This is a genomic window from Marinobacter denitrificans (assembly GCF_008795955.1).
In the GTDB taxonomy this organism is placed as follows: Bacteria; Pseudomonadota; Gammaproteobacteria; order Pseudomonadales; family Oleiphilaceae; genus Marinobacter; species Marinobacter denitrificans.
This window is the reverse complement of the sequence record NZ_VMHN01000007.1, coordinates 51,355-65,800: the sequence shown is the minus strand read 5'-3', so window position 1 is coordinate 65,800 and position 14,446 is coordinate 51,355. Positions and strand designations below refer to the sequence as shown.

Annotated in this window: 15 protein-coding genes; 4 read left to right on the top strand and 11 right to left on the bottom strand. The window is 57.9% G+C overall.

Annotated elements, in window-relative coordinates; genetic code table 11:
• Positions 1-93: 93 nt before the first annotated feature.
• The 3 genes from ampE to FO268_RS17145 form a co-directional block, all read right to left on the bottom strand.
• A complete protein-coding gene (gene ampE, locus FO268_RS17155; RefSeq protein ID WP_150994465.1) occupies positions 94-981 on the bottom strand; it encodes a regulatory signaling modulator protein AmpE in 888 nt (295 codons plus the stop codon).
• On the bottom strand, positions 981-1,529 hold the full coding sequence (gene ampD / locus FO268_RS17150) for a 1,6-anhydro-N-acetylmuramyl-L-alanine amidase AmpD (protein ID WP_191966989.1): 549 nt from the start codon (positions 1,527-1,529) through the stop codon (positions 981-983). Before ampD ends, ampE begins: the two co-directional genes overlap by 1 nt.
• Before the next feature lie 189 nt (positions 1,530-1,718).
• Positions 1,719-4,007 carry a DUF1631 domain-containing protein gene (locus FO268_RS17145; RefSeq protein ID WP_150994463.1) on the bottom strand — a complete coding sequence of 763 codons (2,289 nt, stop codon included), beginning with the start codon at positions 4,005-4,007 and terminating at the stop codon, positions 1,719-1,721.
• 225 nt (positions 4,008-4,232) lie between these two features.
• Here FO268_RS17145 and nadC point away from each other — a divergent pair, with 225 nt between their 5' ends.
• Positions 4,233-5,081: a carboxylating nicotinate-nucleotide diphosphorylase gene (gene nadC, locus FO268_RS17140; protein ID WP_150994462.1), complete on the top strand. Its 849-nt coding sequence runs from the start codon at positions 4,233-4,235 to the stop codon at positions 5,079-5,081.
• A 4-nt stretch (positions 5,082-5,085) separates the two neighbouring features.
• Here nadC and FO268_RS17135 read toward each other — a convergent pair whose 3' ends face one another.
• From FO268_RS17135 to FO268_RS17115, 5 genes are read right to left on the bottom strand one after another with little or no spacing between them, the layout of a single operon-like run.
• On the bottom strand, positions 5,086-5,424 hold the full coding sequence (locus FO268_RS17135) for a YqcC family protein (RefSeq protein ID WP_150994461.1): 339 nt from the start codon (positions 5,422-5,424) through the stop codon (positions 5,086-5,088).
• 9 nt (positions 5,425-5,433) lie between these two features.
• A complete protein-coding gene (locus FO268_RS17130) occupies positions 5,434-6,231 on the bottom strand; it encodes a ParA family protein (protein ID WP_150994460.1) in 798 nt (265 codons plus the stop codon).
• A gap of 36 nt (positions 6,232-6,267) precedes the next feature.
• Entirely contained in the window at positions 6,268-6,966 is a 699-nt protein-coding gene (hda, locus tag FO268_RS17125) for a DnaA regulatory inactivator Hda (protein WP_150994459.1), read from the bottom strand.
• Positions 6,963-7,523 carry a CDP-alcohol phosphatidyltransferase family protein gene (locus tag FO268_RS17120; RefSeq protein ID WP_150994458.1) on the bottom strand — a complete coding sequence of 187 codons (561 nt, stop codon included), beginning with the start codon at positions 7,521-7,523 and terminating at the stop codon, positions 6,963-6,965. The genes hda and FO268_RS17120 overlap by 4 nt, the downstream gene beginning before the upstream one ends.
• 33 nt (positions 7,524-7,556) lie before the next feature.
• Complete coding sequence (locus FO268_RS17115; protein WP_150994457.1) at positions 7,557-8,849, bottom strand: DUF2066 domain-containing protein; 1,293 nt, start codon at positions 8,847-8,849, stop codon at positions 7,557-7,559.
• A gap of 222 nt (positions 8,850-9,071) precedes the next feature.
• Between FO268_RS17115 and purM the strand changes: the two genes are divergently transcribed.
• The 3 genes from purM to FO268_RS17100 all read left to right on the top strand — a co-directional run bounded on the left by purM (position 9,072) and on the right by FO268_RS17100 (position 11,645).
• Positions 9,072-10,136 (top strand): phosphoribosylformylglycinamidine cyclo-ligase, encoded by a 1,065-nt coding sequence (purM, locus tag FO268_RS17110; RefSeq protein WP_150994456.1) that lies wholly within the window; start codon positions 9,072-9,074, stop codon positions 10,134-10,136.
• A complete protein-coding gene (gene purN / locus FO268_RS17105) occupies positions 10,133-10,816 on the top strand; it encodes a phosphoribosylglycinamide formyltransferase (RefSeq protein ID WP_150994455.1) in 684 nt (227 codons plus the stop codon). The genes purM and purN overlap by 4 nt, the downstream gene beginning before the upstream one ends.
• 85 nt (positions 10,817-10,901) lie before the next feature.
• Positions 10,902-11,645: a DUF3108 domain-containing protein gene (locus FO268_RS17100; RefSeq protein WP_150994454.1), complete on the top strand. Its 744-nt coding sequence runs from the start codon at positions 10,902-10,904 to the stop codon at positions 11,643-11,645.
• A gap of 5 nt (positions 11,646-11,650) precedes the next feature.
• On the opposite strand, the gene FO268_RS17095 is transcribed toward FO268_RS17100, so the two are convergent.
• The 3 genes from FO268_RS17095 to dcd all read right to left on the bottom strand — a co-directional run bounded on the left by FO268_RS17095 (position 11,651) and on the right by dcd (position 14,192).
• Complete coding sequence (locus tag FO268_RS17095; RefSeq protein ID WP_150994453.1) at positions 11,651-12,928, bottom strand: valine--pyruvate transaminase; 1,278 nt, start codon at positions 12,926-12,928, stop codon at positions 11,651-11,653.
• Between the two features lie 69 nt (positions 12,929-12,997).
• Entirely contained in the window at positions 12,998-13,597 is a 600-nt protein-coding gene (locus tag FO268_RS17090; protein WP_150994452.1) for a YjaG family protein, read from the bottom strand.
• 28 nt (positions 13,598-13,625) lie between these two features.
• Positions 13,626-14,192, bottom strand: coding sequence for a dCTP deaminase (gene dcd / locus FO268_RS17085; RefSeq protein WP_027831667.1), 567 nt, complete (start codon positions 14,190-14,192; stop codon positions 13,626-13,628).
• Positions 14,193-14,446: the final 254 nt, after the last annotated feature.

Sequence of the window (14,446 nt, the reverse complement as noted above, 5' to 3'; positions counted from 1 at the left end):
AGCTTTATTCTATTTGTTTATATTGTCGACTAAAGTACATCAAACTTGAGTGTTTTTCGGCGTATAAATGTAATTTTTGTTAAAACATCAACGCTATAGGACGCCAGCAATCACCAGCAGAGCCATTACGCAGATCCAGACCAGCATGCTGCGGTTAAGCAGATCCCTGATGGCGTCCAGACTGCGTCGGCCATAATCCGCCCATTCGTCAGGATGAATCTGAGCAAACCGTGCGGGGTCCAGCGCATAGCCGGTCAACGCACCATTCGCCGCTGCCATCAGAACCTGATGCGTTTTCAATGTAATACCGACGAGAGCACGCTTGCCTTCATTCATCCAGCCCGCAAGATCGCCGGCCACACCGAAGGTCACCGAGAGCAAACGAGAGGGCAACCAGTTCAACACCTCGGCCAGCACCGCAAAGCCAGGCCTGGCTGCCGCCTGGGGCCAATGGTCGCGCAGCGCAATAACTCCCCGTGCGAAAAAGGCCACCGCCGGGCCGCCCACCACATACCAGAAGGCAATCATGAAAAATCGTTCGAAGATGTTAACCAGCAAGGTACGCGACAATATCAGGTGCATCTCATCCGGGGAGGTGGCCGCTCCACGCTTTCTAGCGGGAAGGCTATCCTTGACGTGGTGCCAGGCCCCCTGCATGTCACCCCTGGCCCACGATTCACTATAGGCTTCCAGTGTCGAACGCCAGCCAGGGGCGCCCATCAGCATGACAAGGAGCACGAATTCCAGCGGGTAGGTCGCCACTCTCCAGCCCAGCACCCCCAGATACCCATCGGCCACCGCGAGCAATACTGCTGGTACACCAATAATGAGCAGCCCTTTCCATTTGCCGGCTTCTCTTCCGGCAGGAGATCCACCGCATGCATGAAAGGCCTTACGCCAGAAGGAATCTCCTGACCAGGCATTTGCCGCATCCAGCTTGCGCCGGGTCAGGTACGCGAGCAGAAACACAACCAGAGTCATCAGCTACTCCCCTCTGCCCACTGCCCGGCAGCCAGCATCTGCCGGAAACGGGGCCAGTCAAACGCCGGGCCCGGGTCGGTCTTCCGGCCGGGCGCAATATCACTGTGACCGGTTATTCTCTCCATGGTGATTTCGGGCCAGGCCGTCATGATGAGCCGTGACAGGTCTACCAGCGTCTGGTACTGGGCGTCCGTATAGGGGATGTCGTCTGCGCCTTCCAGCTCAATACCTATCGAGAAGTCGTTGCACTCTTCCTCCCCGCGAAAGCAGGACCGGCCCGCGTGCCATGCCCTGTCCAACAGGCTGACAAACTGTACCGGTGCCCCGTCACGGTGGATCAGCAAATGCGAGGACACCTTCATCCCGGCAATGGCCTCAAAGTAGGGGTGCTCGCAGGCATCAAGCTGGTTGCAGAAAAACCGTTCGATGGCATTACCACCAAACTGCCCCGGGGGCAGGCTGATATTGTGAACCACCAGCAGGGAAATGGAGGCACCGTCAGGTCGTGGCCCGAAATTTGGTGACGGGCACCATCTTGCCTGGCTTATACGCCCGGTTCGGCGTAGCCCGGGGGCCGGATTTTCTGAGGAATCGGATGAATAGTGGGAAGCGTTTTGATCAGACAATGTATTTCCAGCAAGCCGACGGCGGAGAGGTCACAACCCTCCGCCTTTGTTACGTTTGTGCCTGTGATTGAAGCACAAAGCTGCGCGCCTTGCTATCCAGTCAGCCGCCAGTCAGTCCTTGCGACTGCTGCGCAGGTTGTCGATGATGGACTCCAGAGCGCGGTCGAAAATCAGGCCATCGTCGAGCATGGTAATTTCTTCAGCGGCCAGGGCTGCCGCCAGGTCTTCACGCCGGTACTCCGCCACTTTAGCGCCACTGCGATTGACGAAAATGTATTTGCCTGTCGCCTTGATGAACGCGGCGAGCTTGCAGCGAGTCTTGCTACCGTCACGAATCAGTTCAATCCAGGAGCCGACACGAAGGCTGTCCGCCCGCCCCAGCCACTGTGGGTCGAGGCCATTGTCGGCTACTGGCTCTTCTACAGGAGTCGCAACAGGCTCAACACGCTGCACTGGTTGCGGGTCCTCCTGTGGCTGGACGACCGGTTCTGCTTTTTTTGCCTCTTGCGGTGCAACGGCCGGGGGGTCAACCTCGGGCGTGCGAGTCTGTACTGTCTCCGCAGTTGGCGTCGGGCGCCGTGACGTAGTCACCAGGCGCTGGAACACATCGACATGGGCCAGTTCAAGATCGCGAATGGCGGCATCGGTTGCGAACGGATCCCAGGCTATTTCCTGTAATGCCGATCTCAATCCGTCGACGATGCCGGGAATTGCCCTCAGTAACTCACTGCGCGTACCCTCTTCAACCGGTCTCGGATCGACACTCCACACCAGTTGACAAGTCAACGCAGACGCAGCCTGCCAGCGCTTACTGTCTTCACCTTCGCGCAGCACAATCCACTGCAGGTACTTGGACCAGGCCTCGTTAAGCAACGTCACTACCTGCGGCGGCAGGTCACGCCCAGTCATTTGTTCACTCAGCAAGGTTTCGGTGGCTTTTGAAGCCCTTTCCTGCTTGGCCCGGCCCTCTTCCGCATCACGGAGACGCTGCTCCACAAGCTCCCTGCGACGGCGATCCAGGTCCATGAAATGGCCGAAATCGCTGAGCAACTCGCTGAATATTTCCACGTTATCGGTGAATTCATTCAGAACTCGATCAACGACGGATTCAATCTTCTCCCGCAAGGGGTCGCGCTGCCCTGCCTTTTTCTCAGTCCAGCCGATAGCTGACATGGCAAGCTCGTTGAGTAACTTTCTTACCGGATGCCCGCCGCGGTTGAAGAAATTCTTGTCACTGAGGGCCACCTTCAAAACCGGAATCTGCAAACGCCCGATCACTGCTTTCATGACGGGGTGAAGCTGTCGGTCCTCAAGGATGAAATCGAATAGCATGGAAACCAGATTGATAACATCGCTGTCCACCTGGCCTGCATTAAGCCTGCCACCGGTTTCGGCCCGAAAAACCGGCTGCAGCTGCTGGGACAAAGGCACCACTTCACCCTGGCCCCAGTGCACAGACTGCGCCTGAATGTCATTAAGACGCGTCATCAGAGTACTGGTATCCAGCAACCCTGCCCCTCCAGAGGGCATACCGCCAGCCTCGCCCTGCCCCTGGTGGAGCAGCGCACTGAGTTCGGAGAAGGTGGCACGCACGTCGTGCGCCGGCGCAGTCATCGGCCCCGTTGGCTCTTCCGCCTGACGCGCCGACGAGGCAGCCCCGCTTTGGCCAGGGCTGAGTGCGGATCTGCCCGCGGGTGAACGACCACCAACGGGAGGACGCCGCATGTCTGGCAATACCCCCTCTGCAATCAGTGTCTTGTTGGCATCTCTGTAGACATCACCCAGAATGCCCACGAGCAGACGATCAAACAGTTTCAGCACCACCAGCTTGGCGCGAATATCAATTTCCAGGTCTGTACAGGCTTCTGCGACACCGCCGCAGATGACTTCCGGGCTTAATGGCATCTGGCTGTCATCAAGTTTTGCAGAAGGGACCAGGTGGGACACCCGGACGTTCAGTAATCTGATGGCTTCGGCGTGCTGGTTGCGCAGCTTGTTGATGAGGTTGTCGATGGCGACCTGCTGCTCCAGATCGGAGTGGTCAACCAGCGCCAGTGAATCCTGGTCAACTTCATCGAGAGTGCCGGTGCCACCACCCGGCCTGAAGGACCCAATCTCATTAAAAGCGCGACTGACGTATTGCAGTACCGACACTGTCATGTTCTTACGGCGTAACCGGAGTTCCCGCATTGCGTCAAAATAGGCGGTTTGGTCCTGATTGGTGCCAGCCTTGTCCGCCAGTTCGAAAAGTGCGTCGTCAGCCCTGTCGAAAAAACCGGACATCACCGCCTTCAGTGACTGACCAGACACGTCACGCAAGCGCACCAGAGAACCCGGGAGGGAAAACCTGTCCGGCAATTTCTGGGATTTAAGACTGACAACCTTGTTATCCTGCGCCATTCGGCTACTCCGGACGGTGACTGGAGACGTGTGTTATTACACATCTTAGGCCTTACCCGCGTCACCTTGTGTCAGAATTTGTCACCTTTTGTGTTTAAGTGATCGCCGTCACATTTCAACATTCTGGCTCACTACCGTTTGGCGAAAACCCGGCCGGGCTTTAGAATCATTCCCCCTGGCCACTGGCATTCCACAGACCCCAATAGAACCACCGGAAATCCGACCATGATCCCAACTGAACTGCTTCGCCAGTCCCGTATCGAAAGTGTCGCCCAAAGCCTCCGGGAAGATATCGGAGACGGCGATATCACCGCCATGCTGATACCTGAACATCGAATCAGTCGCGGGCAGGTCATCACCCGTGAAACGGCAATCATTTCAGGGCGAGCCTGGGTTGAAGAGGTGTTCCGGCAGGTGGACCCGCGGGTCACCCTGACGTGGGCGGTCAGTGACGGGGACGAAGTTAGCGCTGATCAGTTACTGTTCACCATGGAAGGTCCCGCCCGCAGCCTGCTTACTGCCGAACGGGCAGGGCTCAACTGGCTACAGATGCTGTCCGGCGTTGCCACCACGTGCGCCGGATATGCGAGGCGCGTCGCCCATACCGGCGTCCAGCTGCTCGATACCCGAAAAACCCTTCCCGGCCTGCGGCTGGCCCAGAAATACGCTGTGACGTGTGGGGGCTGCCATAACCATCGCATCGGCCTGTGGGATGCGTTCCTTATCAAGGAAAACCACATTGCCGCCTGCGGCTCGATTGCCAATGCGGTTACCGAAGCACGCCGCATTGCCCCCGGCCGCCCCGTCGAGGTAGAAACCGAAAACTCCGACGAACTGGAGCAGGCTCTTGCGGCTGGTGCAGACGTCATCATGCTGGACGAGTTTTCACTGGATGAGATGCGCAAGGCGGTTGCCCGCACCGCCGGCACAGCGAAGCTGGAAGCGTCCGGCGGCATCACCAATGACACACTGGTGCCGGTAGCGGAAACCGGAGTGGACTATATTTCTATCGGGGCACTGACAAAGGATGTGCGGGCCGTCGACCTGTCCATGCGTCTGGATGCCGCCGGCTGAACCCTCAGGACTGCCCGGAAAGCAGACGGTCCATCTCCGCGAGCTCACGGATCAGACCCTGGCCGGGCTCGCTCCTGCCCCGGAAGTGCTCCTCGGCCATAGGAGCCATTCCCGACACTTCCGGTAATGCATGCCCGCTTTCGATCATTACCTTCATGCGGTAAATGAACACAAACTGGAGCCACTGGGTAAACTCAAGGGTGTCCACTGCAAAAGGCTTTGTGCTTTGCAGTGCCTCTTCAGGCGGAGGATCGGGCTCCCAGGCTCCGATTCGCCGTAACTCTATCTCTATCTGCAGCAGGCTGTCCGCCACCCGGGCGGTATGGTCAGACTGTCTTGCCATGATTCACTCTCAATCGGCCAGTGGTTCCAGTTCGACGGTTTCTCCATGAAGCACCCGGTACAGATCTTCATACTGCCGCGTTAGTGGATGTTTGGGTGCCATATGTATCAATGGTTGGCGACACTGATGGGATTCTTTCATCTTCACCGAGCTGGACAGCCTAACAGGCAGCACCGGGAGCCCTTCGTCCATCAATTCGCGTACCAGCTTCTTGGGCAGACTGGCGCGTGGCTGAAACTGATTGGCAACAATACCTTCCACCACCAGATTTTCATTATGGTCTTCCTGCAACTCCTGAATTTCATGGAGAATGCTGTAGAGGGCCTGGCGGGAGAAGTCGTCACAATCAAAGGGAATGAGGCAGCGATCGGCAGCGATCAGGGCCGAACGGGTGTAAAAGTTCAGTGCAGGCGCCGTATCGATGTAAATCTCGTCGAAGGATTCCCCCAGTTTCTTGAGCGCTTCCCTCAACTTGTAGATCTTGTGCTTGGCTTCCAGCTTGCGTTCCAGAAAGTCCAGTTCGGGACTGGAAGGCATCACAAAGAGGTTGTCAAAAGGCGACGCGTGCACAAACTCGTCCGCACGGCGGTTAAACACGGTGAAGGCCACTGTCTGTTCCAGGTAGTCCGAGACTGTGTCCCTGATTTCTCCTGCCGGCTTGCCGAGCAGATAATGGGTTGAGTTTCCCTGGGGGTCGAGATCGACGACCAGCGTGCGCTTACCCCTGGCTGCACTGATGGCCGCCAGGTTGCAGGTGATACTGGATTTGCCAACACCACCTTTCTGATTGAACACTACTCGTCTCATGTTATGCCTCTGACCTTTTCCCTGTATTTTTTCGTTCTACCACCCCATCACCGACTTCACGAAGGGTATCGTCAGCCGCCGTTGGGCGCGCAGTGAGTTTTCATCGAGCCGATCCAGCATCGCCAGCAGATCGGCAAGCTTACGCGGCGCGCGCCTGAGAATGAATGCCGCCACGTCATCGCCAAGAACCAGTCCTCGCTGCTCGGCCCTGGCCATCAGGATCCGGAGCCGGTCATCGTCACGATTTATGCCCAGCTGAATCGTCAGACCGTGGCGTAATCGCGACACCAGATCCGGCAACAGGAACGGCAGCTCTCCTGGCACTTCAGAAAGACTGACAACCATCAGGCTGCCCCGATCATTAACCCGATTGTACAGATGGAAGACCGCCTCTTCCCAGCTTTCCAGGCCGGCAATGAGATCCAGATCATCCAGGCAGATAACCGACTGGTTTTCCAGCCCTGCCAGCGCCTCGGGTCCGAACGGCAACAACTCCTCAACGCTGACGCACACGGCACTCTGCCGCCGCTGTTCAGCAAGGTGGCACACAGCCTGAAGGAGGTGGCTCTTGCCGGTGTCGGCATCGCCACAAACCGCAATCACCGGCACCGGAACAGGTTGCTCGCAGGCCCCTCTCAGGCGTGTTGCGGCGGCTGCATTCCTATCGCCGTGAAAGTTGTCGAACCGGGCGTCATCACGCAGTTTAACCCCCAGTACCAGTTGCGAAGCACTCACTGACTCTTGACCCTCCAGGCCTTCAGACTCCAGACGGCGATATAATGGGCCCCACTGAACAGGGCCGAAGCCGCAACCGCCAGAATACCAGCATCAATAACCCACGGCTGCATCGGCAAGTCCGCCAGCAGAATGATTATCGCGAGGGCAACCAGAATCTGGATCAGGGTGTTGATTTTACCGGGGATACTGGGCTGGAGATCAAATCTGCCAATGCAGTAATGGAAAGCCAGCCCACCGCAGACAATCAGGACGTCCCTGCCCACCACCAGCCAGAGCAGCCAGTACGGCAAGACCCCGGTCAGGGTAAGCATAAGATAAGCCGAAATCAGTAAAGCCTTGTCGGCCAGAGGGTCGGCAATGGCACCAATCCGGGTTCGCCAGTCAAAATGGCGGGCAAGAAAACCGTCGAACGCATCGGTGGCAGCCGCCACAAAGAATATGACCAACGCAAACCGGTATTCCTTGGCCAGAAGAGCGGCGGCAAACGGGGCGATCATTACTATCCGCAAAAACGTCAGGGCGTTGGGGATCCAGCGCCAGCGATGCGTCATCATGACACGCCTCCCTCTCCTTGCAGCACCCGGTAATTACCCTCCGCTTTCCGAATCAACAACCGAGGCAGGCTGCCAGCGATAATGCAGCACCTGATAGAGCGACTCGAAAGCCTGCTCCGACTCCTCCTGGTCAACCAGTAGCGGCTGATAAACAAACAAAGGGTTGGCAGACGTACTGGCCGTTTCTGCGCTGTCCTCTGCCAGCGCAACACCGCCTTCCGGTGCGGGCAGAACGGGCTCGACACCCTTTTGTTCACCGGAATCATTGTCGTCACCGGAAGGCATACGGGACACCTCTGCATCAGACAGGGGCACCAGGCGCGGGTCAAGGGCAATGTACTGTTTCAGCTGTTCCATTTCCCCGGAAAACACCACCCGCAGCTTCAACTGGTCCTGCCGGGCCTGGGTAGCACCCGCTTCCGTTACCGGAGACAGGCTCTTGAGCGCACCACTCACGCGGGCATAGTCCTGCAGGTTGGTCACACCATGTACCACAATGTCCACCTGCGGCGCCTCGTCCACATCACTGCCGGCAACCGCATATCGATCCGCAAACATTTCGGCCCAGCGTCCGATAAGCCTGGACGCCAGCTCTTCTCTGGTATCAGCTGTCACTGACTGTTCCGTGCTGTCCAGCCCCATGCCTTCAAACACCCATCCTGCACGCCACTGGGAGCCAGACCGCCTGACACGTACCAGGGACATCAGATCGTGCTCAAGGTCTGCCGAGGCGCGCCGGACACTGGAGGTAAACTGCCCCCAGATATCGGACAGCAGTTCACGGTCCTGACGGTAATCAGCCGGAGGCAGGCTCACAGGCAGCCCCCGGTCGACCGCGGCTTCCTGAAATATCCGACGCCACTCATCGCTTCCGCTGCTTTCCTCGCCATCAGCATGAACGAGGGCGCGACGCCCCCCGTCTTCCACCGCAATCCACGCCAGGGTCAACGGCCGGTTTGCGCCCCAGACCGGAGCGTCGACTGAAGCGAGCGCGCTATTGACGCCGACAGCACCAAAGGACATGCGCAGACGGTGCTGATTCCGGTCCGAACGCAGAAACTGATAGGACTGCAGCAGGGACTCGGCATCGTCCAGCAACGCCTTTACACCTTCATTATCAAGCACTTCACGGGTGCCGGACACGCGCACGAAAACCCGGCTTAACCCGTCCGCGTAACCCTGTGCAAGGTCTCCCGGTTGCGAGCTTGCCACTGGCACTTCAACCGAATAGAGCCCGGTAACCGTCACGGCGGCCGCCGGTGCCGCCAACAGCGCCAGAAGACAGAATACCCGCACTGACCGACGGATTATCTGCGCTACCTGCATCGAGATTTTTCCTGAGTCTGGCATGAAACACCCTGCAATTCGTCCGAATGGCGCATAGGATACACCAAGCCCCGTGGTGTGAGTAGCTAAGGGGGATTGCAGAAAGTCAATCCAGCCCGCTAACGCCGACACGACGGCAAACTTGGCAATTGCATTTGGAGCGCCACTCCGCACCTGTTAAAATCCGCGGCCTGACCCACTGTCCAAACGGTTAAGCACACCATGAGCGAACAGAAGCCCTCCCTCACCTATCGTGATGCAGGCGTTGATATCGACGCAGGAAACGAACTCGTCAACCGCATAAAGAACACGGCTGCACGCACGCGCCGCCCGGAGGTTCTGGGCGGGCTCGGCGGCTTTGGTGCGATGGTTGCCATCCCCCAGGGTTATCATGAGCCGGTTCTGGTGTCTGGCACCGACGGAGTTGGCACCAAGCTCAGACTTGCCATGCAACTGCAGAGACATGACACCATTGGTATCGACCTTGTCGCCATGTGCGTTAACGATCTGGTTGTGGGTGGCGCGGAGCCCTTGTTCTTCCTCGACTACTATGCAACCGGCAAGCTGAATGTGGATGTGGCCGCTCAGGTAGTAGAGGGCATCGGCAGAGGCTGCGAACAGGCAGGCTGCTCCCTGGTGGGCGGAGAGACTGCCGAGATGCCGGGCATGTATGAAGGCGACGATTACGACCTGGCCGGCTTCTGCGTGGGTGTGGCGGAGCGCAGTGAGATCATCGACGGCAGCCGCGTGCAGGCCGGCGATTCATTGCTGGCACTGGGATCATCCGGCCCCCACTCCAATGGCTACTCGCTCATCCGCAAAATTCTGGAGGTCAGCAACGCCAACCTTGACCAGGATATGGGTGACATCACCCTCGCAGATGCTCTGATGGCCCCGACCCGGATTTATGTCAAGAACCTGCTGCAACTGGCCCGCGAAGTGGACATTCGCGCCCTTTCTCACATCACCGGTGGCGGTCTGCCGGAAAACATTCCCCGGGTCCTCCCTGACGGCCTGGTTGCTGCAATCGACACCGACAGCTGGAAGCTGCCCCCCGTTTTCCAGTGGCTGAAAGACGCCGGCGGAGTCGCTACGGAAGAAATGTACCGTACCTTCAATTGTGGCGTGGGCATGGTGGTCTGCGTTCCGGCCAATCAGCGTGAGCTGGCGCTGGATACCCTCAACGCACTGGGGGAGAAGGTCTGGCAGATTGGTGTGATTGAGACAGCGGACGACCCCGCCGCCTCAGCTTCCGTTCGCTACGTCCCGGGGCTCCTGTCGGCATGAAGGCAGATTCAGTAACTGCACCTCGTATTCTGGTTCTGGCTTCAGGCAGCGGCACCAATCTTCAGGCGCTGATTGACGCCAGCCGCGAGCGTGATTTTCCGGGCCAGATCGTCGCCGTCGGCTGCAACCGGCCCAAGGCATTTGCTCTCGAGCGCGCTGCCCAGGCGAACATCAAGACATTCACCGTGGACCATACCCACTACGGATCCCGTGAGGAGTTCGACGGCGCGCTAATGGCAGAGATTCGCCGCCATAACCCGGACCTGATCGTGCTGGCAGGCTTCATGCGTATTCTGACCACAGATTTTGTGCAGGCTTTACGGGGCACCCTGCTGAACGTTCATCCCTCGCTGCTGCCAAAGTACACCGGCCTGAATACGCATCAGCGCGCGCTGGAGGCAGGAGAGAAGATTCATGGCGTATCCATCCACTTTGTTACCGAAGAACTGGATGGCGGCCCCATTATCGCCCAGGCAGAAGTCAACGTGGCCCCGGACGATACTCCGGAGACCCTTGCCGAGAAGATTCAACAGAAAGAACACGTGCTGTATCCCATTGTTGTCCGCTGGTTCTGCGAAGGCCGCATTCAACTTGGCTCCGACTACGTGATTTTCGATGGCCAGCCTCTGCACGCTCCGCTGGTACTTCCAGACGACAGAGCTACAGCGACAGCTGAGTGACTTTATCGTCATCTCCGGGAGTATTCAGGCACGTTAGACTGTCCAGAGGCAGGTACCCTTGCCATTGTGCAACCGGAGAAGTCCTATGCCCCTGAAACACAGCTTTGCAGCCTTGCCCGTTCTACTGGCCGCGCTGCTGCTTTCCGGCGCTGCCTTCGCCCAGCCTTCGGAGGAAGGCCCGGAGCAGATGCCCCTCCATCCCATGGAGCTCAGCTATAACGCCTCCATGGATAAAGGCATTTCTCTCAGTGGCAGCGCCCGTCGTATTCTGGAACAAAGGGACGACGGCACCTGGCGTTTCCGCACCGATGTGGATTCCTTTATCGCCGATATCGACGAATCCCTGATCTTCCGTTGGGAGAACAATCAGGTGGTGCCCCTGCGTTACCGTTACGAACTCTCAGGTTTCCTGATCAAGAACAGGAAGGAAGCAATCGACTTTGACTGGGACAACATGGTGGTTAGTGGTCACCACGAGGGAGACAGGTTTTCGCTGGACCTGGAGGAAGGCACTCTCGACCCGATGGGCTATCAACTGCAACTGAGCCAGGACATCAAGGCCGGCAAACGTGAGATGGAATACCGTGTGGTCGACAAGGGCGACTACGACACAGACCGGTTCGCTGTCGTTGACGAAGAATTCCTGAGAGCCAATGGCGAGCAAATCATGACCCTCAAGGCCCAGAAAGTCCGCGACAGTGACAGCAAACGGCAGTCACTGATGTGGTTCGCTCCGGAGCGTAACCATCTGCTGATCCGGTTCCTGCAGGTGGAGCCGGATGGCAGTGAGTATGAACTCATTCTCAACGAGGCCACAGTCAATCACTAGACAGCTCAGCGCCGGGGACTGACGGCGGCCCAGACCGCTTTCACTTCCTCAGCGATAATGCGCAACCCTTCCGCAACCCGCTCATCCTCCTGTGAGTAGGTAACCCGCAGGCATTCGTGGCGATGACGCCACTCCTCATCCGGCAACCCCGGGAAAAAGTAGTGCCCGGACACCACCAGTACACCCCGCTCTTTCAACCGCTGATAGAGCTCAAGGCTGGTAATCGGCAGATCAGGGAACCATAACCACAGGAACATGGCGCCCTCGGGTTTGTGGACATACCAGCGGCAACTGTCTTCGCCCATGGCGCTACGGAACACGGCGACCGCCCGTTCCATCTTGGCCTTGTAGAATGGGCAGACCACATCGCGGCTGAGCGACAGGATTTCCCCCGAGCGCACCAGAGGCTCAGCCAGCATGGCGCCAAAGCTGCCCGTGGCGAGGTTCATGATGGCATTAATGCTCGACAATGCCTTGATCACGGGCTCCGCCGCGATAACAATACCGGTGCGCACCGCGGGCAGGCCGAACTTCGACAGGCTGAGGCACAGGATAACCTGCTCGTTCCAGTGCGGCGTTGCATCCACAAACAGAAGATTCGGGAAAGGTGTGCCATAGGCCCCATCCACAATCAGTGGAATATTGTGCTGGCGCGCCATGATTTCCAGCCGGGCCAGTTCGTCATCCGTTACCACGTTACCGGTTGGATTGGTGGGGCGAGAAACACAAATGGCGCCGGTTTCGCCGGTGACTTCAACCGCATCAAAATCCACGCGATATTTGAACTCATGGGCATCGGTAAAGGAAATATCCGGTTGCACGGCGTGGAACAGGCCGGGTTCGATGCCAGCATCGGCGTAACCGATATATTCCGGCGCCAGGGGCAGCAGGATGTGTTTGCGCATTCCCTCACCATAATCGCCGCCGAACATATTGAACAACATGAAGAACGCCGCCTGACTGCCGTTCGTAAGGGCGATGTTCTCAGGCTTCAGCCCCCAACCGTACTCCCGGTTCAGCAGCTCCGCCAACGACGCAATGAACTGCTTCTCGCCCTGGGGCGGATCATAAATTCCCACTAACCGCCGCGTGTCACCCTCATTCCGCGCCATGTCCGCCAGAATCTGCTGAACCCGCTCCTGGATTTCCGGAATATGGCCGGGATTGCCTCCGCCCATCATGATCATGTCATCGCCGGAGGCCAGTGCATTACCAAGGTCATCCATCAGTGAGGTGATGCCCGCATCCGCGGTGAATTTTCGACCGAACGAAGAGAGTTTCATGGTGTTTGTCTGTACCGGTTAAAAGCGGGTTGTAATCCCAGTGTAGGACAGAGCCGGCGCCACCGCCGGTCAGTCGTTAAGGGATATGCCGAGGTTACTCACGCCCTCGTTGGCGGCATCCTCCCGGATGCGCTCCACAAACTGGCTGGTGGGAGTGCGCTGGCGCTTCAGAGCAAGAATCAGCTCACGCTGGAAGACTTTGTCTTCTTTCATCAGCGGGTGCTGCTCCAACAGCCGTACCAGTTCGTCTTCGTCCAGATCCTCCCCTTCCGACAGCTCGATAAAGTTCATTACCGTGGCCGTGGCCATCTGGGAGGCATCCGTTGCGCGATGCTTGCCCGGGTTCAAGCGGTTCAACAGCGCCTGCTCGAGCAGCTGGCAGAAATCGAAAGCCGGATAGACCCCATAGGCGTCGTAGGCATCCACATCCGGTGACAGGGCTTCCAGTTTGGCCAACAGCTGGGGAATGGCCGCTTCGGACGCGTCCTTTTGCAGCATTTCCCAGCCCAGATCGAGCAACTGCCGCATTTTTGCACCGGTTTTCAGCTCAACTGCATCCGCAAACAGGGCGTAATTGGGAAAGGAGCGCTCCGCGAGGGCCATCAGGAAGGTGAATTCCCGCCAGCCCTGCAGTTGTGATACCGCTTTCAGAAACTGATTGGCATTCACTGTGGATGTCTCCTGGGGCTAAAGCCACTCATGTCCGCGGCAGGGTCACACCTGTCTGCCCGAAGTACTTCCCTCCCCGGTCTTTATAGCTGGTTTCGCAGATTTCGTCAGACTCGAAGAACAGCATCTGGGCAACGCCTTCATTGGCGTAGATTTTGGCCGGCAGATTGGTGGTGTTGGAAAACTCCAGAGTCACCTGCCCTTCCCATTCCGGCTCCAGCGGCGTGACATTGACGATGATGCCGCAACGCGCGTAGGTGGACTTACCCAGACAGATGGTCAATACACTGCGGGGGATACGGAAGTATTCCACGGTACGGGCCAGTGCGAAGGAATTGGGCGGGATGATGCAAACGTCGCCCGTGTAATTCACAAAGCTGTTTTCGTCGAAGTTCTTCGGGTCCACGGTGGCGGAGTGGACGTTGGTGAAGATTTTGAACTCGTTGCTGCAGCGCACGTCGTAACCGTAGCTGGAGGTGCCGTAGGAGATGACGCGGCCTTTTTCGGACTCACGGACCTGATCATACTCGAAGGGTTCGATCATGCCGTGTTCCTGGGACATCCTGCGGATCCAGCGATCGGATTTGATGCTCATGGGTGGTGTCTCGTATCCATAAAAAAGAGAGGCGGTAGTTTACCTGTTCACTTAATGACTGTCGAAGCCTTGCCTGCTAATTTTGACCGGGCCCGGACTTGCAAAATTGGGGGCTGCGGCTGCGAAGAGGACGGGTTTGAAACACGCCGTTAATACGTCCATGTAGGCTTGAGAAAAACATCCATGTTTTTCACAGTTTCAAACCCATCCTCTCCGCAGCCGCGATCTGACAGCTTGCGGGGACCTGTCCGTTC

Bases quoted from the DNA above. Each gene is read 5' to 3' on its own strand.
- dcd (WP_027831667.1), bottom strand. From the start codon at position 14,192: ATGAGCATCAAATCCGATCGCTGGATCCGCAGGATGTCCCAGGAACAC.
- purM (WP_150994456.1), top strand. From the start codon at position 9,072: ATGAGCGAACAGAAGCCCTCCCTCACCTATCGTGATGCAGGCGTTGAT.
- FO268_RS17095 (WP_150994453.1), bottom strand. From the start codon at position 12,928: ATGAAACTCTCTTCGTTCGGTCGAAAATTCACCGCGGATGCGGGCATC.
- FO268_RS17130 (WP_150994460.1), bottom strand. From the start codon at position 6,231: ATGAGACGAGTAGTGTTCAATCAGAAAGGTGGTGTTGGCAAATCCAGT.
- FO268_RS17145 (WP_150994463.1), bottom strand. From the start codon at position 4,007: ATGGCGCAGGATAACAAGGTTGTCAGTCTTAAATCCCAGAAATTGCCG.
- purN (WP_150994455.1), top strand. From the start codon at position 10,133: ATGAAGGCAGATTCAGTAACTGCACCTCGTATTCTGGTTCTGGCTTCA.
- nadC (WP_150994462.1), top strand. From the start codon at position 4,233: ATGATCCCAACTGAACTGCTTCGCCAGTCCCGTATCGAAAGTGTCGCC.
- FO268_RS17120 (WP_150994458.1), bottom strand. From the start codon at position 7,523: ATGATGACGCATCGCTGGCGCTGGATCCCCAACGCCCTGACGTTTTTG.
- ampE (WP_150994465.1), bottom strand. From the start codon at position 981: ATGACTCTGGTTGTGTTTCTGCTCGCGTACCTGACCCGGCGCAAGCTG.
- FO268_RS17100 (WP_150994454.1), top strand. From the start codon at position 10,902: ATGCCCCTGAAACACAGCTTTGCAGCCTTGCCCGTTCTACTGGCCGCG.
- FO268_RS17135 (WP_150994461.1), bottom strand. From the start codon at position 5,424: ATGGCAAGACAGTCTGACCATACCGCCCGGGTGGCGGACAGCCTGCTG.
- FO268_RS17115 (WP_150994457.1), bottom strand. From the start codon at position 8,849: ATGCAGGTAGCGCAGATAATCCGTCGGTCAGTGCGGGTATTCTGTCTT.